This is a genomic window from Pseudarthrobacter sulfonivorans, from assembly GCF_014712225.1.
GTDB lineage: Bacteria > Actinomycetota > Actinomycetes > Actinomycetales > Micrococcaceae > Arthrobacter > Arthrobacter sulfonivorans.
The window spans coordinates 53,784-71,847 of the sequence record NZ_JACXBW010000017.1 but is presented as its reverse complement, the minus strand read 5'-3'; the positions used below and the strand labels follow the sequence as shown (position 1 = coordinate 71,847).

General features: G+C 63.9%; 14 protein-coding genes and 3 pseudogenes. 6 read left to right on the top strand and 11 right to left on the bottom strand.

The features are described from left to right. Positions 1-36: 36 nt before the first annotated feature. Positions 37-2,178, bottom strand: a complete 2,142-nt coding sequence (locus IAQ70_RS18730; RefSeq protein WP_190991038.1) for an amylo-alpha-1,6-glucosidase — start codon at positions 2,176-2,178, stop codon at positions 37-39. A 134-nt stretch (positions 2,179-2,312) separates the two neighbouring features. After that, a pseudogene (locus IAQ70_RS18725) lies at positions 2,313-2,600 on the bottom strand (zinc-binding dehydrogenase); the annotation flags it as partial. A 176-nt stretch (positions 2,601-2,776) separates the two neighbouring features. Between IAQ70_RS18725 and IAQ70_RS18720 the strand changes: the two are divergent. The 4 genes and pseudogenes from IAQ70_RS18720 to IAQ70_RS23120 all read left to right on the top strand — a co-directional run bounded on the left by IAQ70_RS18720 (position 2,777) and on the right by IAQ70_RS23120 (position 4,986). After that, positions 2,777-3,916 (top strand): alcohol dehydrogenase family protein, encoded by a 1,140-nt coding sequence (locus IAQ70_RS18720; protein ID WP_190991036.1) that lies wholly within the window; start codon positions 2,777-2,779, stop codon positions 3,914-3,916. Positions 3,917-4,270: 354 nt separating this feature from the next. Then, entirely contained in the window at positions 4,271-4,588 is a 318-nt protein-coding gene (locus tag IAQ70_RS22895; protein WP_223860341.1) for a hypothetical protein, read from the top strand. A 3-nt stretch (positions 4,589-4,591) separates the two neighbouring features. Continuing rightward, positions 4,592-4,816: pseudogene (locus tag IAQ70_RS23410) on the top strand (enolase C-terminal domain-like protein); the annotation flags it as partial. Positions 4,817-4,860: 44 nt separating this feature from the next. Continuing rightward, complete coding sequence (locus IAQ70_RS23120) at positions 4,861-4,986, top strand: hypothetical protein (protein WP_263406520.1); 126 nt, start codon at positions 4,861-4,863, stop codon at positions 4,984-4,986. 126 nt (positions 4,987-5,112) lie between these two features. Here IAQ70_RS23120 and IAQ70_RS18710 read toward each other — a convergent pair. Beyond that, positions 5,113-5,391: pseudogene (locus IAQ70_RS18710) on the bottom strand (IclR family transcriptional regulator); the annotation flags it as partial. 408 nt (positions 5,392-5,799) lie between these two features. On the opposite strand from IAQ70_RS18710, the gene IAQ70_RS18705 reads away from it, so the two are divergent. Further along, positions 5,800-7,134 carry an MFS transporter gene (locus IAQ70_RS18705; protein ID WP_190991034.1) on the top strand — a complete coding sequence of 445 codons (1,335 nt, stop codon included), beginning with the start codon at positions 5,800-5,802 and terminating at the stop codon, positions 7,132-7,134. A gap of 889 nt (positions 7,135-8,023) precedes the next feature. Here the strand turns inward: IAQ70_RS18705 and IAQ70_RS18700 are convergent. Then, positions 8,024-8,962, bottom strand: a complete 939-nt coding sequence (locus IAQ70_RS18700; protein ID WP_190991032.1) for an acyl-CoA thioesterase domain-containing protein — start codon at positions 8,960-8,962, stop codon at positions 8,024-8,026. Between the two features lie 312 nt (positions 8,963-9,274). Continuing rightward, entirely contained in the window at positions 9,275-10,330 is a 1,056-nt protein-coding gene (locus tag IAQ70_RS18695) for a cytochrome b/b6 domain-containing protein (protein WP_190991030.1), read from the bottom strand. Between the two features lie 22 nt (positions 10,331-10,352). Here IAQ70_RS18695 and IAQ70_RS18690 point away from each other — a divergent pair, with 22 nt between their 5' ends. Further along, entirely contained in the window at positions 10,353-10,640 is a 288-nt protein-coding gene (locus IAQ70_RS18690) for a hypothetical protein (RefSeq protein WP_190991028.1), read from the top strand. Between the two features lie 113 nt (positions 10,641-10,753). Here the strand turns inward: IAQ70_RS18690 and IAQ70_RS18685 are convergent, their stop codons facing one another. The 6 genes from IAQ70_RS18685 to IAQ70_RS18660 all read right to left on the bottom strand — a co-directional run bounded on the left by IAQ70_RS18685 (position 10,754) and on the right by IAQ70_RS18660 (position 17,951). After that, on the bottom strand, positions 10,754-11,743 hold the full coding sequence (locus tag IAQ70_RS18685) for an electron transfer flavoprotein subunit alpha/FixB family protein (protein ID WP_190991026.1): 990 nt from the start codon (positions 11,741-11,743) through the stop codon (positions 10,754-10,756). A 113-nt stretch (positions 11,744-11,856) separates the two neighbouring features. Next, positions 11,857-12,639, bottom strand: a complete 783-nt coding sequence (locus IAQ70_RS18680) for an electron transfer flavoprotein subunit beta/FixA family protein (protein ID WP_190991024.1) — start codon at positions 12,637-12,639, stop codon at positions 11,857-11,859. 49 nt (positions 12,640-12,688) lie between these two features. After that, on the bottom strand, positions 12,689-13,927 hold the full coding sequence (locus tag IAQ70_RS18675) for an MFS transporter (RefSeq protein WP_190991022.1): 1,239 nt from the start codon (positions 13,925-13,927) through the stop codon (positions 12,689-12,691). A 101-nt stretch (positions 13,928-14,028) separates the two neighbouring features. Beyond that, positions 14,029-15,186, bottom strand: coding sequence for an acyl-CoA dehydrogenase family protein (locus tag IAQ70_RS18670; protein ID WP_190991020.1), 1,158 nt, complete (start codon positions 15,184-15,186; stop codon positions 14,029-14,031). A gap of 57 nt (positions 15,187-15,243) precedes the next feature. Continuing rightward, positions 15,244-15,732, bottom strand: coding sequence for a MaoC/PaaZ C-terminal domain-containing protein (locus IAQ70_RS18665; RefSeq protein ID WP_190991018.1), 489 nt, complete (start codon positions 15,730-15,732; stop codon positions 15,244-15,246). Then, entirely contained in the window at positions 15,717-17,951 is a 2,235-nt protein-coding gene (locus IAQ70_RS18660; protein ID WP_190991016.1) for an acetate--CoA ligase family protein, read from the bottom strand. Before IAQ70_RS18660 ends, IAQ70_RS18665 begins: the two co-directional genes overlap by 16 nt. Positions 17,952-18,064: the final 113 nt, after the last annotated feature.

The following is an 18,064-nucleotide window of genomic DNA, read 5'->3' as shown; positions in this document are numbered from 1 at the left end:
CGAAGCCCCGGGCGTTCCTTGCGACTGGACCTCGCCTTACAGTCCGGCCTGCTTGATCAACTCTGTCAGCCATGGACGGTGTTCACGGTGGAATGCGATTCCTTCGGGCAGCCCCTGCACGGAAGGCTCGGATCCGATGATATCGATGGTGATCCGGCCTCCCGCCATGGGCGCGTTGGTGATGTGCAGGTCGCCATAAGCCTCCGGAAGTGCCGGATCCATCCAGAACCCACCGAGCGAAATATGGGCGTCGTACCGCATGAGGCTGGTCACCAGCATGATCGGCGCAGTCGCGGCCCAGGCCTGCGGGGAGCATGCCGTCGGATACGGCACGGGCTCGGCGACCTGGTCACGGCTGAAGCCGCAGAAGAGTTCCGGCAGCCGGCCGTTGGTGTAATCGGCCGCCTCGAAAAGGGCGGTGGCGATGCGCTGTGCCTCTTCTACAAAGCCGTAGCGCATCAGTCCGGCAGCGATGATGGCGTTGTCATGCGGCCAGACCGACCCATTATGGTAACTGGCGGGATTGTAGGCGCCCATGTCGCTTGCGAGTGTTCGAACGCCCCAGCCGCTGAACATTTCGGGGGACATCAGCCGTTCCGCTACCTGCGGCACCTTGTCCTCATCGACGATGCCGTGCCACAGGCATTGCCCCATGTTGGACGCGCAAGCGTCGACCTGCCGTTTTTTCCCGTCGAGCGCGATGGCGAAGTAGCCGCGGTCAGGCATCCAGAACTCTTCGTTGAACCTTTTCTTCAACCGAGCTGCTTCGCCGGTGAGTTGGGCCGCCAAATCCCGGTCGCCGGCGTCGTACGCCATCCATGCCCGTGACAAGAACGCGGTGTAGGCCAATGCCTGGGCTTCGCAGAGTGCGATGGGGGGTTCGGCCAGTCGGCCGTTGGCGAAGTTGATGCCGTCCCAGGAGTCCTTCCAGCCTTGGTTAATGAGGCCCTGGTCGTTGAGGCGCTCATATTCGACGAACCCGTCGCCGTCCTTATCGCCGTATTTCCGGATCCAGTCCAGCGCGCGGTCAGCGTTGGGCAGTAGCGCGGCGATGGTGTCCTTGGCAAAGCCCCAACGGCTGACCGATGCGAGCGTCATCACGAATTGTGGGGTCGCGTCGACGCTGCCGTAGTAGGCGGATTTCCCACCCAGTGCCAGCCCGCCGGAGACGCCGAGCCTGACCTCGTGAAGGATTTTCCCCGGTTCCTCCTCGCTCATCGGATCCACCACACTGCCTTGGCGGTCAGCCAGCGTCTGCAGGGTGCCAAGCGCCAGGGAAGGGTCCACCGGCAGCGCCATTTCCGATGCCCAGAGAGAGTCCCTACCAAAGAGTGTCATGAACCACGGCGCCCCGGCGGCCACAACGATCCGCTCCGGATGAGCGGGGTCCTCAATCCGAAGAGCGCCGAGGTCATCGTAGCTGCGCCGCAGGGTCCGCTCGATGGAACGGTTCCCTATATGCAGTTTGGGGATCTTTCCCACCCATTCCTGGCGGCGGCGGTCGCTGGGTGATATCTCGCCTCCCACCGGACGAACGAACGACGCCGGTCGTGCGCCGTCGACGGCGGGCACCACGGTCAGGAGGGTGCTCCAGCTGCCGCGCGGCTCTATAACCGCCCTGTAGGTCAGTCCCTCGGTGGTGACGTCGGCACCGCTGGCGTTAACAACGACGCTCTTTTGGACGTCCTGCCAGGAAGCCCTAATGGTCAGTGAGTCGCCTTCCCAATGACGGGACTCGTCCCAGCGCCGCTCAATGCGCGCCTCTTTGACTTCGAAGAGATCCGCGAAGTCCGATCCAACGCTGAGGGTGACCATACATTCGGCTTCGACCGAGGAGTAGTTGCGGATGGTTATCTCCTCCAGGATCCCGGCGCCGACTTCCCGCAGGCGTTCCACGATCATGGGGCTGTCCGCGTAGCCATCGGAGCGGGGTACGCGGCCGATAAACAAGGCGCGATAGGGTTCCTGCGTTGAGGCTGTCAACGGCTCAAGGACCTGGCCATTGATTGCCAGATTCCAGCGGGACAAGATGCGCGTGTCCTCGTGGAAGACTCCGTGCGGATGTTCCGGATGGATGTCCCCGTTCGCCGAGGAAATGCAGAAGGATGAACCCTCCACCAGAGTAACCGTGCCGGATCCTACAGGCCCGGCAGCGGTGTCGGCATTCCATCCAGCCATTACCGCCTCCTTCAAGAGTTAGACCGGGGCGGCTTGAGGCGGTTTTAAAATGAACCCGCCCATCGCAGTTTCGCACCCTCGATAGACGCTACGCCTGCACAGCCTTGCATCATAGGCACTCTGCATTGACAGGTTTATGCGCGGCCGTCGACAGCGGCAGGGAGCAGGAGGATCTTGCCGGTTGTAGCCCTGGACTCCAGCGCGGCATGGGCCTCAGCGGCGTGCTCAAGGGGAAAACGGGCACCGATGCTGACCTTCAGCTTCCCGTCCGCGACCAGCCCGAAGATTTCGTCGGAGCGCCACCGCCGCTCCTCGGCGTCGAGCAGGAAGTCGTCGATTCTTGGACGGGTGACGGTCAGCGAGCCCTGTGCGTTGAGCTGCTGGAGGTCAAAGGGAGGCACCTGCCCCGACGCGCCGCCGAAGTGGAAGCTGCCACCTTCTTCATGACAACCCCTTGACTCGGTGCGCTATCTGCCCATATTTTTGATCGTGCCGTTCATTAAATGAACGGATCTGGTGCTATGCCGGTCGCTTCGACGCTCGGTCAGGCAGCCAACCAAGTAGGTCAATGTGGACCTCGACAAAAGGGAGCCAAGAAGTGTCTTTACCTGAAGTTATGGCAGCCGCGCTACTCACGGGCCATGGTGGCCTGGACAAACTCGACTACCGGACTGATGTCCCCGTACCCCATCCGGGGGCAGGGGAGGTGCTGATTGAGGTCGCCGCGGCCGCTCTCAACAACACCGATATCAACACGCGGATTGGCTGGTATTCCAAGGCCGTGGAAGCGGCTACCAGCGCCGGCGGCACCGCGGGGTTCTCCACGCTCACTGCTTCTGACGCGGCGTGGTCGGGGGAAGCCATGGAGTTTCCCCGGATCCAAGGCGCGGACGTATGCGGACGCATCGCCGCAGTCGGCGAGGGGGTCTCTGTGGAGCGGATCGGGGAGCGTGTTCTTGTCCGGAACATGCTGCGGACCTACGTCGGTTATCGGCCGTTTGAATGCTGGACCTTGGGCGGGGAATGTGACGGCGGCTTCGCCCAGTTCGCGGTCGCACCGGACCGCGAGACCCACACAGTACGCTCCGACTGGAGCGATGCGGAGCTCGCCGCGATACCCTGCGCTTATTCGACTGCGGAAAACATGCTGCACCGCGCCCGGGTGGGGGCAGAACGGGTCCTGGTGACTGGGGCATCGGGTGGAGTTGGTCTCGCCGCCGTCCAACTCGCCAAACGCCGCGGCGCGACTGTGATCGCTGTCTGCTCCTCGGCCAAAGCGGCCCAGGTCCTGGCCGAAGGCGCAGTCCTGACGTTGGATCGAGGGGCGGATCTGGTCCACGCGCTGGGACCAAACTCGGTCGACGTCGTTATCGACATCGTGGGCGGTTCCCAAACAGCGGACCTCCTCGACCTGCTGCGCCCTGGCGGCCGCTACGCGATTGCCGGAGCCATCGGTGGGCCGCTTGCCGAAATCGACCTGCGGACGGTGTACCTCAAAGACCTGAGTTTGTTCGGATGCACTTTCCAGGACGACGAGGTGTTCGACAATCTCGTGGGTTACATCGAGCGCAATGAGATCCGTCCCATCGTCTCAAAGACGTACCCTCTGTCCGCCATTGCAGAAGCGCAGGAGGATTTCCTTTCCAAACAGCACACCGGGAAGCTTGTCCTTCTCCCACCTTCCGTCCTGCGCGCAGGGACAACACCCGACACCATCACAACGGAGGCCGCGCAGTGAAGATCGCACGGATTGAACTTTTTCAAGGTAGACCTTCCCTACGCCGGAGGCACGTACCTGCTTTCCGGCGGCCGCACGTATGAGTCGTTTGACGCGTCGATAGTCAGGATCATCTGCGACGACGGGACACAGGGGTGGGGGAGAGCATGCCTTTCGGATCCACTTTCGTTGCGGCCGCGCGCTCGGGGCCAGGGCCGGCATTGCCGAACTCGCCCGCGTCCTCCTGGGTCGTGATCCACGGCAGGTTGACCGGATCAACGACCTCATGGATGCCACACTCGTCGGCCACAACCATGCAAAAACGCCGCTCGATGTCGCATGCCGGGACGCCTTTGGCAGTCGGTGGGGCTGCCAGTGTCCGAACTCCTGGGAGGTTCCACGGGGGTTCCCATGCCCATGATTTCCTCAATTTACGCGCGCGACCCTCAGGACATGCGGCAGCGCGTCGCCGAGCACCGGGCCCGGGGCTACCTTGGCCATTCCATCAAGGTCGGTGCCTCGCTGGTCGACAAGCGGCCCGGGGAGTATTTCATTGTCGACGCCAACGGGGGATTTATTCCGGAAACCGCCCTGCGGATGCTGCGCCTGCTCCCGCCGGGCTTCGACTTCGTCCTTGAAGCCCCGTGCGCCACGTGGCGCGAGACAATGTCGCTCAGGCAGCGGTGCCCGTAGCCCATCATCGCGGACGAACTGGCCCAACAGGACGAGGACATCGCGTGGGCGATCGCCAATGATGCGGCGGACGGGATCGGGTTGAAGATCTCCAAGGCCGGCGGGCTGACCCGCGGCCGCCGGCACCGCGATATTGCACGCGCCGCCGGACTGACGATTAGCGTGCAGGAGACAGCCGGATCGGCCATCGCCTTCGCCGCGATCACCCACCTCGGCGCCACCGTCCCTCCCGGCTCCTCAGGTGCGTCCTCAACTGCCAGGACATGGTCACCGTGGACACCGCTAAATTCGATGCTGTCTACCAGGACGGCGGAGTCCTTCCGCCCGACCTGCCCGGACTGGGCATCGACGTCAACGAGGGCGTACTCGGCGAACCCGTTGCCGTTTGGGGCGAATAGCGCTCCAGTTGTTAAGAGTGGAAACGTCGCAAGTTTCGATAGACGCCGAACCCGACAGGAAGGCAGTAAGGATACAGATCGTCGAAACCTCGGGACGACCGGCAACAACTTGTAGTAACGACCCTTCTAGTAAACAGAGCCCTCAAGCAGTTCGGATAGTCTGCCCGCAGCGCGTCGGAGTTCCGGGACGCCGGCTTTCAATGTGGCTTCGCCGGCTGCCTCCACGGGGCTGGTAAGAGAAACGGACTCACTCGGCCGCCCTGCCCGGTTCGGGACGGCCACGGCCACTGACAGGACCCCTGTGGCCCGTTCATCGGCCGAGTAGGCGAAATCAGTAGCAGGCTCCGGCAGCCGGGACCTTAAGACTTCGGCGGTTAAGCCGGCGTCCTCCTGGCCGGCCGCGATCAATGGCCGCGCCCAATCAAGTGTCATTTTGCTTTCGGGTCTTGACTCCGGCTGTGGTGCGTGTCATATTTTGATCATGATGTTCGCTTATTGAACGAAGCGGGCATGGTTAGCTCCCAGGGACCACTGGGTTCATCCCGCCGGAATTCTGGCGCAATGAGGCAAGAGAATTCTGCCAGCACGGCGGTCTGTGTCGTTATTAGGCCGCCCACGTAACAACTTCAGGGTCGCATTGGGCGGGTAACCGCGCACTGAGGGCATAGTCGGACTCGGATCTTACCGACACCCCAGCGCTAACCGCACGCCCAACGCCCCGACTGACCGGAGATCAACACATGCTCACACGACAACTTCTGAGTGCCGCAAACGCGGCTGAGCCTATGTCCCCAACGGTGGTGATGTGACAAAATGTCAGCCATAAATAATTCAACCGCCCAGCGCGGTGCTTCAGCGGCAAGCAAACGACGCTTCATGGTCAGGATGGTCGCCGTCCTGATCGGGGGCATGTTCTTGGACGGCTACGTCCTCGGCATTCTTGGACCGTTGTCGGCGAGGATGGCCGAGGATCTCCAGCTCGATCTGGTATGGCAGGGTCTAATCGCCGCGGCCGCTCTGATCGGCATCCTTGTCGGCTCACCGCTTGGCGGCTGGGCCGCCGACAAGTGGGGCCGTAAGTCAATTTTCATGTTCGACGTCGGCCTGTTCGCGGTCGCGTCGGGCATGCAGTTCTTCATCGACTCACCTGCATGGTTGCTGGTGGTGCGGCTGCTGATGGGTATCGCGATCGGCGCCGAGTACGCGGTCGGCTGGCCCCTGATGGCTGAGTTCTCCGCCACCCACCTGCGGGGCCGGTTAATGGGGGCCATGGAGATCGCCTGGTACGGCGGCTTCATGATCGCGTTCCTTATCGGCCATTTGCTCAGTGAGTACACCGACTTGAGCTGGCACTTCATCCTTGGCACGAGCACTTTCATCGCGGTGGCCCTGTTCCTCGCCCGGCTCGGCCTGCCGGAGTCGCCTCGCTGGCTGTGGAGCGTGGGCCGCAAGGACGAGGCCCGTGCCCTCGCCGCAAAGTACATGCCCGACGACGCGCTTGACGATGTCCAGCACGAGGACGTTTGCAGGGGCAGCTTTGGGATGCTGTTCTCCAAGCAGCACTGGCGCTCCACACTGTTCATCTCGGCGTTCTGGTTCTGCGCAGTGACACCGTACTTCGCGATCGCCACCTTTGCCGACAGCGTGTTGAATCAGTACGGGCTCAGTGGCGGGCTCGCTGGTGGGGTCGGGCTGTCAGCCATCGCCCTGGCAGGCGTGGTCGTCACGTTCTTCCTGATCGACAAGGCCGGCCGACGCGTACTGGCCGTTCCACCGCAATGGATCTGTGCCGTTGTCCTCGCAATCATCGGCCTGTGGGCCGGCGCGCCGGGACCCGTAGTGCTCATCTTGTTCCTGGTGTTCTCGTTCTTCAATGCGATGTACACCACGTTGACGGGAGTCTACCCGGGAGAGGTCCTGCCGACCGAGATCCGAGGGATCGGAACAGGTTTCGCGGCCGCCGTCAGCCGGGTCGGGGCAGGCATCGGCATCTTCCTCCTCCCGATGTCGATGGAGAGCCTCGGGGCCGGTCCCACAATGCTGATCGCCGCCGGAGTCGCCCTCGTCGGTGCAGCACTATCCCAGTGGCTGGCTCCGGAGACGAAGGGGAAGACGCTCACTGAGACGTCGTCCGGCTACGCGGACTAAGGCCGGCGTGACGCGACTTGGTCATGGCTCGGCTCCTGTTGTGCGGATGACTTCGCGCCGATCGTCCAACAGGGCCTGCGCCCTCACATCCGCAGATCGGTTGCGGCCCGGGCTCTTCCGGCAGGCTTAGTCCGGCACAGGTTTGAGTCTGGTCGGGAGCAGGGACGGCGCGGACATCGTGACGCCGTCGGCATCTGGGAGCCTGCCATCGCCGAGGCGCAGCGTTCCCGGCGCATCCTGCAGGGCTGCCCTTGCCCTAAGCGGGCCCCGCATCATTCATCTGAGCGGTAGCGACGCTCCAGCGGTCGGGACCCTGAGCGCACGCGTATGGAATGCTCAACAGCGAGCCTAACGCGTCGTGTGAGCTTGGATCAGAAGTCCGACGGCGCTTGCGATCGAGAGCACGCAGCGGTTCAGATTGGCGGTTTCCGGCTACCGAACGGGCGGCCGAGCTGACGGTCCTCTGCTTGGTGGTGCAGCCGGCGAGAGTTCGCCGACACCAAAACTCATCGTATTGGATCGAAACGCGCCCGTCCGGGCGTCTGGTTAGGAAGCCCGGTCTGGTACCGGATCGGGCCGGATTCCGTATATTTCCGCGGGAGCTCAGCGTTCGCAAGGTCTGGAATGCAGTTCGAGTCCCGCCTCGGGCAGAGCGTCCCCGCAGGTCAAGGGCATTTCGTGTTTTTTGGCTATTGAAAAAGCTTGACACGGTAAAGCTAAGGGGTTTGATGGGGCGCCTAGCGGCGCGGTTTCCGAACCGGCTGTTTCTGACGAAGGCCTCCACCTTCTTTTGCGGCAACTGTTGCGCGCGGCATTCGGGCCAGCGGACTTGGAGCCACGGGCGTCACATGGTGTCTAGAACTGGTTTTAGTAAGCCAGGCGCCGGAGCTTAGCGGGCTTGACGGAATATGGCGGTGGCCTGAACGAAGGCTTTACCGGTGTTGCTTGGTTCGGCGCTGAACAGTTCGACGTCGACGACCCGCAGTGACGAACCTGCATAGCGCACATGCGTTCGGGTGGCGATCGCACCGAATGCCGGTCGCGGGTAGGCAGCCCGGAGCGACTGCAGGTCGTAGCCGGTTCTGTCGGGCATTGCTTGCTGGGCGGCCAAGGCGGCCATCATCATCAATGCGCCGCCGTGGAGGGCGCCTTGGGAGTTCCGGAGAAGGTCTTTGCGGGCAAAACCGAGTCCGGGAACGAAGCTTTGGGCGAAATCGGGGCGGCCACCCGGCAGGGCGGGGGTTGCGGGACCGGCGGCGAGCAAGGCACCCAAAGAGGCCCCTTCCTCCTCGCCGAGCGGTTGCCTCGCCAAAGCCTCGAAACGGTCCAGCCCTTCTGGGGTGTTTCCGTCTGCGCGTTGGAACCAGCCGGTGCCCTGGACATATTCGGTCCCGTCCGGCCCTTGGAGTGTTCCCGTGGCCATTCCGCCGCCCTCGTCGCCCACCAGTGTGCGGGTCCAGGCTTCGAGGACGGTTCCGTCGGCGGGCAGCGGGCGCATGAAGTTAAGGTTCAGTTCGGTGGTGACCACCCAGTTGAGCCCATCCACGCCAGAGCGGAGGGCGGCGGAAAGGGTGTTATCCAAGATGACGGCGGCGGCGGCGCCTGTCGGGCGGCCGTCCATGTCGAGGACCCAGTGGCCGGTGTCCATTACACCCGTACGAACGCCACGTAGCCCGTCGGGACGGTCCCTGAGCAGCCGGACCCTCATCATCTTCTCCACAGGGCCCGTTATGGTCGGGCGTTTGACCGGCAGCTTGTGCACATCCGTGAGTGGTTCAGCGTCCGTGCGGGCCTTAGTTTCCATGGCGTGCGGTGGTTGGTGATTCATGGAGCTTCCTCGGGGACGTTGCTGGGCGTGAACAGGACAAGAGGCCGGCAGGCTAGTAGTCGGTCTGCAAGCTAGCATTGCCGCTTTGGACCCACAAGGTGGAGGCGCCGTTCATGTCGGGCATGACGCATCCTTGGCCCACGAACCGGGAAGGCGCTGTTTGGTCCCGGTCTTCGGACTGCAGGGGTTGCCACCAGCCCGTCTTAGGGCAGTGCTCACCCGAGCGGATTGCGAGCGTTTCTCTTCGCGTAGTCATAACGGTCCTCAGAGGAAAAGTAGTGGCTGGACGGCCACAGGCGGGTATGCGTTCGGCTATTTGGTGACTTTGCCCATGTGGGTGGCGATTGGTGTGGTGAACAGAGGTTGGGTCAGGAACCAGGCGGCGGCAACCACGGCCAGCGATGCCAGGAAGACCACCAGGCCCCACCAGTCCACTACGTCCCGGGAGGTGTACATGTGGTTCAGGTTCCGGAGTGCCCCGGTGAAGAACACCAGGAAGATGTGCACGATGGTGAACCCCACGAAATAGAGCATCACCGGGAAGTGCACTGCACGGGCCCACTCCACCGGGTAGGCCTTGTTGAGCCGTTCGGCCTTCTCCGGCCACCACGTGGAGAACCGCATCCCGGAGAGCACGGCCAGGGGGGCAGCGATGAACACGGTGACGAAGTAGGCCATGACCTGCAGGGCGTTGTAGTGCACCCACCCGTTCTCGGAGGGCCAGTCGAGGGAGGCGTATTGGACCGCTGCGGAGAGCATGTTGGGGATGACGTCCCAGTGCGTGGGCACAATCCGCATCCACTGCCCGGTGGCGAACAACAGCACCACGAACACCAGGCCGTTGACAACCCAGAGTACGTCTAGGCACTGGTGCAGCCATTGGGTGAGGGAGACCTTCTTCGGGCTGTTGCCCTTCGGAGCGAAGAAGGAGTTCTTCTTCGGCGTCCAATAGCCCGGGGGTTTGCGCTCACTGCGGACCTGCAGGCCGGTGCGGATAATCAGGACGATGAAGAACATGTTTAGGAAGTGCTGCCAGCCCAACCAGGACGGGATGCCCTCAGGGGCCGACCCCGGCTGGGAGCCGTGCCCGTCGTAGGTGGCAATGAATTGCTGCACACCTTCGAGGGTCCGCAGCCACCGGGCGCCTAATACGACTGCTGCAGCCAGGACCAGCAGCCCGGCGACGATCGCGGCAGGCTTCACCCACCTCGGAAGAGCGGTCGGTGACTGGGCCGTTCCACCTGCGGTGGGGGTCGTCTTGCCCTGAGTGCCAGCGGCGGCTCCCGCGACCGTAGGGGTCGGGGCTTCAGCCTTGGTCTGCGCGGCGGACGGGCCCGCGGCCGGCGTGGAAGCGGGGGGGCTCCCCATACGCGTTTTGGGAGCAACCTCTTTGCGGGTTTCCGCCGCCGCCATCCGCCCGGCGGCGGAGGTGGATGTTGCCGCGGCTGAGGGGGCCTCGGAGGGTGCCGGGGTACCGCTGCCCATGCGTCGTTTCGGTGCGGGGGGTGCCGCTGCCGCAGTTGGCTGTGCAGCCGTGTCCGCCGTGGCCCTGTTATCCGCTGCGACGGGTGAATCCACCGTGGCCGGGGAGCTCGACGGCGTTGCCGCCGCGGGGCCTGGGGTGGGCGGCCAGGGGTCGCTTGCCGGCACGCCCGGGGGAGTGTCCAGCGGCTTGTAACCTGCCATGCGGCGCGGGGCCGTTGGCCTGTCTGGGGTGTGATCGCTGGTCATTTTAGGTGTCTGTCCTGGGTTCGGGGGATGGGATACGTCGCGGCTGCGTCCGTGCGCCTGTCAATTGCGGCGGCTGTTGATTTCCTTGATGAGCTGCGGGACCACGGCGAAAATGTCCCCGACTATCCCGAAGTCGGCGATGTCAAACATTGGGGCGTCCTCGTCGCTGTTGATCGCCACGATTGTCTTGGCGGTCTGCATCCCGGCGCGGTGCTGGATCGCCCCGGAGATCCCGAGGGCTACGTACAGTTGAGGTGTCACGGTTACCCCGGTCTGGCCGACCTGATAGGACTGTGGCACATAGCCGGCATCCACTGCCGCCCGGGAGGCACCCACTGCGGCACCCAAGGCGTCAGCGAGGTCTTCCACGAGGGAGAAAGCGTCTTTGGATCCAACACCCCGGCCGCCGGAAACCACGGCTTTGGCCCCACGCAGCACCGGACGCCCGTTTTCGGCAGGGGTATCCGAGAGCTCGACGATGTTCGCTCCCCGAGCCACTTGGGTGGTGACAGCTGCGGTGGCGACCTGCGGGGCCACTATGGCCTTCGCACGGGCTTCGACGGAGCCTGGACGCACGGACGCGATCATCAGCCCGCCTTCCACGGTGGACTCGGTGGTGAAGTCGCCACCGAAGACCGCGTGTGAGGCGATGACTTCCTGGTCGTTCTCGTCGTAGCGCACCCCGACCACGTCCGCGGCCACCGACCCGTTAGCGGCGATGGCCAGCCGGCCGGCCACCGCCTTGGAGTCGTTTGTTCCCGGCACCAACACCAGTCGTGCAGAGTAGGCTTGGATGGCATCTGCCAGGGCACCGACTTGCGCCGAGCCTAGCCCTGCGGCCGCAGGGTCGGCCTCGGCCACGTATACGTGGGCGGCGCCCAACGCGCCCAATTGTGCAGGCAAGTCTTCGCCTGTTCCGGTGGCGACGACGACGACAGCCACGGGGGTGCCGATGCCGGCAGCCGCCCCGAGCAGGGATGCCGCCGTCGACTTCGGCGATCCGCCGCCGGTGGTCTCGATCAACACGAGTACATTTCCAAAATTTGCCATGATGGGTTCCTTTACCACTTGGCCAGCACCGGCTCAGGATGCCGGAGGCTGCGGGGGCTGTTCAGGGGCCGCCCGGATTCGACTAAAGACAGGGCGGGGATGGGGGAGCCCGGTCAGACCAGGCGGTTGGAGATCAGGAAGTCGGCCAGCTGGGCTGCTGCAGTGCCGTCGTCGGTGATTTTCGGGCCGGCCTGCTTGGGCGGGCGCGCTGTGGCCGAGACCATCACGGAACGCACGGAGGCGGCTTCCGGCCCGGCCTGGATTCCCAGATCCGCTAGTGACCACGTCTCCAGCGGCTTCTTCTTGGCGGCCATGATGCCTTTGAAGTTCGGAAACCTGGCCTCCGCGGTTTTCTCCGTCACGGAAATCACCGCCGGGCATGCGGAGGACAACCGGAGTGTGCCCCCATCAACCTGAGCCCGTCCCGATACTTCGTTTGCAGTGATCGCAACTTCATCCAATCCCGGCAGCACTGGCCAGCCCAGGATCTCGGCAACCATCGCAGGGACCATCCCGCCGCGCCCATCGGTGGCCTCATTGCCGGCCAGCACCACGTCGACGTTTCCGATCTTGTCAATCGCGGCTGCCAGCACCCGGGACGTCTGGACCATGTCCGAACCCGTCAGGGCCGGGTCGTTGACAAGCACCGCCGAATCCGCGCCCATTGACAAAAGCTTCCGGAGTGCCTTGTTGGCGTCCTCCGGGCCCATGGCCAACACAACTACTTCCGCATCGTTGGTGGAATCCTTGACCAGCAGTGCATTTTCCAAGGCACGCTCGTTGATCTCATCCGGCACCGGATCTGACGCGGCCCGGTCCAACAGTCCCGACTCCAAATCGATCTTCCGGTCCGACCAGGTATCCGGAACCTGCTTAGCCAGCACGACAATCTTCACTTCACTTCTCCTTCTAATAACGCATTCAATTGACTACGTCCCGAGGCTGTCATTGCTGAGGGGACGGAGGGCTGAGTAACGGCTCAGGGGCTCTTGGACCGGTTGTCAGCCGCCACAGGAGGGCGCTGGCAGCTACGGTCAATGCGCCGAAACCGCAGGACATCAAGACGAACGGCGTTGTACCCAACGGGACAAGCCCCAGTGCAAACGTGCCCAGCGCGGTCCCGGCATAGAGGGCCGAGTTGTTCCACGACAGCGCGTAGGCGCGGTTCTTGCCGGCCGAGTTCGTCAGCATCTCCTGGCTGTTACTGACGAAGGCCGATCCTGCCGCAAACGTAAACGCCCAGCCGGCCAGGGAGAACCAGAGGTGACCCGATGCGGTGGCCAGGATGACGAAGCCCGTCATCACTGCGGCGAAGGAAAGGTTCAGCAGCTGTTGCGAGCCCTTCCGGGCGCGAACCCAGTCCACGAGACGCCCCCCGACGGTGGCTCCCACCAGGGAACCTGCTCCCACGGTCGCACCCACAAGGCCGAGCTGGGCGGTATCCAGGCCGAACCGGGTGAAGAGCAAGGCCCCGGCGAAGGTGTAGGTGGCATACCGGGTGGCCTGTGCAAAGAAATTGGCCGTCAACAGAAAGCTGAACTCCCTACGACGCCACAAGTTCAAGGAATCCGCGAACGCCTCCCGGATCCCGACCTTTTCCGGGACACGGGCTTCCTTGCCCAAACGCAGCCCGATCAGCGCAGCCAGCACTGCACCGAGCACGGCAATGGCCAGGAAGGTCCACCGCCACGATGCGAAGGAGGCAACGAGGCCTCCCAGCGGAACGCCTACGATTTGTCCGGCAGCAAAGGTCGATGCCACGCCCGCTACGGCCTTGCCCACTTGGTGGGGCGCCGCCGTCTCCGTAGCGAAAGACCATACCGGCGGGCCCATGATTGAGGCGCCAACGGCAGCCAGTACCCGCCCGGCAACCACCAGCCCAAGCGTTGGCATAAGTGCTGCCCCCAGCACGCCGGCACTGAATACTGCCGCTCCGACCCACATGGCCGATCGTCGTGTGAAGCGGTTGGTGATCAGGGCGACCGCCGGGCTGAGGAGTGCGTAAACGAGGGAGAAACTCCACGCAACCACGGAAGCTTCCCCGATGCTCACACCGAAGCCCGCGCTGATCTGAGGCAGCAGCGGCGAGACCATGAACATGTCCATGCCCAGAACGAGGAACAGCGAGCTGGCGAGCCGTTGCTTGGACCACGGGGTGGCCGTGACCGTTGAGGTGGATATCATCGCTCGGTTTCCCTGCTCCCGCTGTGGTACTGCTGCGCATGAAGTGTCATGGTGCTCACGCCTCCCGGACGAGGGCGGGCCTGCCGGCCCGTCCTCGAGGGTTAGAGGCCCATCCTCTTGGCGAGGACGTTCCGCTGGATCTCGTTGGTACCGCCGCCGATCGGGCCGACCCGTGAATCCCGGAAGTACATCTGCATGTCGTATTCCATGGCGTAGCCGGATCCGCCGTAGACCTGAAGGCCAATGTCGGAGACCTTGAAGTTGTTCTCTGTGGCAATGATCTTGGCTATCGAGGTTTCCTCAATGGCAGACTCGCCGGCGTCCAACAGCTCCGCCACCCGGTACGTTGCCTGGCGGGCCTGCTCGGCCATGATCCACATGTCGACCAGTTTGTGCTGGATCACCTGGAACTTGGAGATGGGCTGGTCGAACTGGATGCGCTGCTGGGCGTAGTCAGCGGCATCCTCGGTGATCCGGTAGCAGTTCCCTGCCGAGATCGCGGCCAGTCCCAGACGTTCCAGGCCGAGCGCCTTCATGAGGTTCTTCCAGGTCTTGCCTTCCTCACCGATGCGGTCCTCGTCCGGCACAAAGACGTTCTCCAGCACAACTTCGTTCGCGTGCGTGGTGCGCCGTCCCAGCATTTGCAGTGGGTTGATTGTCACACCGGCGCTCTTGGCGTTGACCAGGAAGGTGGTGAAGCCCTGGTGACGCTCGGCGTTCGGGTCCGTCTTGGCGATCACAACGAGGTAGTCGGCCACGTGCGCGCCGGATATCCAGACCTTGGTTCCGTTGAGTACCCAGCCGCCGTCCTGCCTTACGGCCTTGGTCCGGAGGCCGGCTACGTCAGAACCGGTTCCCGGTTCGGACATAGCGATGGACATCTTGATTGAGCCGTTGATGATGCCCGGGATGATCCGGTGCTTGAGCTCCTCGGTGCCGAACTTCGCCACGTGGCCGCCTGCGTAGATCGACGTAATCATCACCGCTTGCCCGATGCCGGCGTAGTGGTATCCAAGGGTCTCCATAAAGTTGGTGATGTCCTTGTAGCTGGCGCTGGCGCCTCCGTACTCCTCGTCGAAAAACAGGCCCAGGAAGCCGCTTTCTGCAAGTGCATCGTAGGCGGCATGTGGGAATTCCTTGACGTCGTCGATGCGACGGATCTCTTCCTTGGGCAGCGTTGCTTCCAGGATTTCCAGGACCGCCTCGCGGATCGCCTTCTGATCCTCGGTGAGCCCCGTGGTGTTGACCAGTAACTTCATTGTTTTGTCTCCAGTGGTAGTCATTGTGCTGCGGTGGTGTCGTGCCGTGTTGGGTGGTCAGATGGCGGCGGGTTCCGGCGCGGTTGCCGCTTGTCCTGCCAGCCCGGCCCTGGTGTAGGCCATGGTCGTCATGAGGCCCCGCTGGACCACCGTGTCGTTCTGATTCACGAGCTCCATCAACCGGACAACCACACCCCGGTCGGGTTTCGATGTGACCTTGGCGCTCCGTACGGTGGTGCGCAACCGCACCGTGTCCCCAATGAGGATGGGTGCGAGGAACTGCCATTCGTCCACGCCCAGCGCGGCGATGGCGGTGCCGTCGAAGTCACCCATGCGGGCACTCAGTCCGGTAACAATCGACATGCCCAGGGTGCCGTGGGCGATCCTCTGCCCCAGCGGGGAGCGGCGCGCGTACTCGGCGTCCGTATGCATGGGGTTGGAATCGCCGGAAATCCACGAGTAGATGACAATGTCCGTCTCGGTCACCGTTCTGGCCGGGCTCTCGTTGACGTCACCGATGGCGAAGTCCTCTACGCACTTGCCCATGCCGCTGTCCTTTCTGCGTGGGCGGCGGCCGGTACGGCATCGCCCGGTTGCGGTGTGATGCCGTGCTCCCGAGGTGCCAGGACGATGAGGGCATCGACCGCCATGGGTCCATGGTCGCGGGTGATGCGGACGGGGTTGAGTTCGATTTCGGTCGCCAGGCCGTCGAGATCCCGCACCAGCTGTGAGAAGGCGACGATGGTGTCGGCGAGGGCAGCGATGTCGTAGGGGGCTTGGCCCCGGGCGCCCTCAAGGACTTTGACCAGCGTCATCTCCCCAATGGCTGCCAGGGCCGTCGGACGGTCGAGCGGGGTGAGATAGACCCTGACGTCCTTGAGGATCTCGACCCAGGTGCCCCCGCTGCCGAGCAGGACCAGGGGTCCGAATACCGGGTCAAAGCGGGCACCGAGCAGGATTTCGGGTCCTTCCCCGGCCATCTGCTGAACGCTGTAGCCAACGATATGGGCGTGCGCGGCCTCCGCAAGCATGCGGGCAGACATGGTGGTCAACGCCTCGCGGACCTCGTCGGCACTGGCGAGACCGACCCGTACGCCGCCTACCTCGGACTTATGCAAAATGTCGGGGGACACGACCTTGAGCACCACCGGGTATCCCATGGCGTCCGCAGCGGCGACTGCCGCGTCCGGCGTCTGGACCACCTGTTCTGCCGGAACCTTGATGCCGTAACGGGCCACGATCTCCTTTGCGGCAGTCTCCGTCAGCGCTGTCGCGCCGGAGACTGCGGCGCCCAGCAATCCGGCGGCGGGATTTCCGCCTGCGGCATCGGCGGTGGAGTCCGACAACGGGGACCAATCGGTGCGGGCGTGCCAGTCCATCCATCGCCGGATCGTCCACATGCACCGGGCGGGGGACCGGAACACGGTGACGGAGGCATCGCTGTCCAGGTCGCGGCTGCCCGGTCCTTCCAGCCATTCGTTCATCCAGACGGCGGCCAGGGCGGTGTTGGTCTCGCTGGCAACCTCCGCGAGGTAACGGGCCCGCACACCGGTGGTTGTCTCGTGGACAAACGTCAGCGGCACCACGACGGCCCCGTAGCCCGGATCGTCACAGAAGGACATCACTGCTGTCTTGAACGTGGAGATGTCCTTGAGTACCTCGGCAGTAAGGTCCGCCGGATTGGCCATGGAACCGAAGCCCGGAACGATGTCCTGGAGGACGGCGGCCGTGGCGTCATCCAGGGCCGGCAACGGCAGGCCGTTTTCTTCAGCCTTATCGGCGCAGATCACGCCTGCCCCGCCCGACGTTGCCATGATCCCCACGCCTGCCCCGTTCGGGCCCTGGGGATTGCGGGAGAAGAACGTCGCGACTTCCAGAAGAGCCTCGAAATCCTCCACCAGGACCGCACCGGCCCGGCGGAAGGCTGAGCGGTAGGCTTCGGCGGAACCGGCGAGCGTCCCGGTATGGGACAGCGCGGCCTTACTGCTGGCCTCACCGTTGGCGGCCTTGTAGACGATGACAGGCTTTCCGGCCCGACCGGCCTTCAGGATCGCCTCGATGAACCGCCGGCCATCGGAGATACCCTCCAGCAGGCACACGATGACTGAGGTGTCCGGGTCTTCCGCAAGGTAGGACACGTAGTCGGCAACGTCCACATCCACCGAGTTGCCGCAGGCGAGGAACTTGCTGAAGCCCATGCCACGATGCACGCCCTGAAGAAGTGAGTACCCGAGAGCGCCGCTCTGTGAAACCAGGGAGATGCTGCCCGCGTCACCGGAGATCATCTGCCCGCAGTCGGTCATGAAGTTCATGGCGGCCTTGCTCTGGGCATTCACGAGGCCAATGCAGTTGGGGCCGGCGAGCCGCAGGCCGCCTTGCCGGGCGGTATCCAGCAGGCGAAGCTGGGCTGCTTCGCCGTCCACATCCCCGGTCTCACGGTAGCCGGAGGCATAAACCACGGCCCCGCCGATGCCCAGGCGGGCCGCTTCCTGGATGACCGGTTCGGCCAGGTGCTGTCCCACGCAAACGATGACGCAGTCGGGGACCTCGGGGAGATCGGCCAGGTTGGCAAAGGCGGGCCGGCCAAGGATCTCGCTGTGCTTCGGGTGGATGCCGTAAACGGTCCCCGTGAAGTTGGCGAGGTTCTCGAGCGTCCGGCGCCCGAAGCTGCCTTCGGTGGGCGAAGCACCCACCACGGCAATGCTTCTCGGCTCGATAAGCCGGCGCAGATCGTCGCGCCCATACAGGGGCCGCTGCTGAATCATGTCTCTCCTAAATATCAACGGTTGAACCATTGCAATTGTGGCGCTAGTCTCAAGATACGTCAAGAGAGCTTTCTCAAGGTCGCGAAGCAACGGCCAGGAATCGTCAGGAGCAC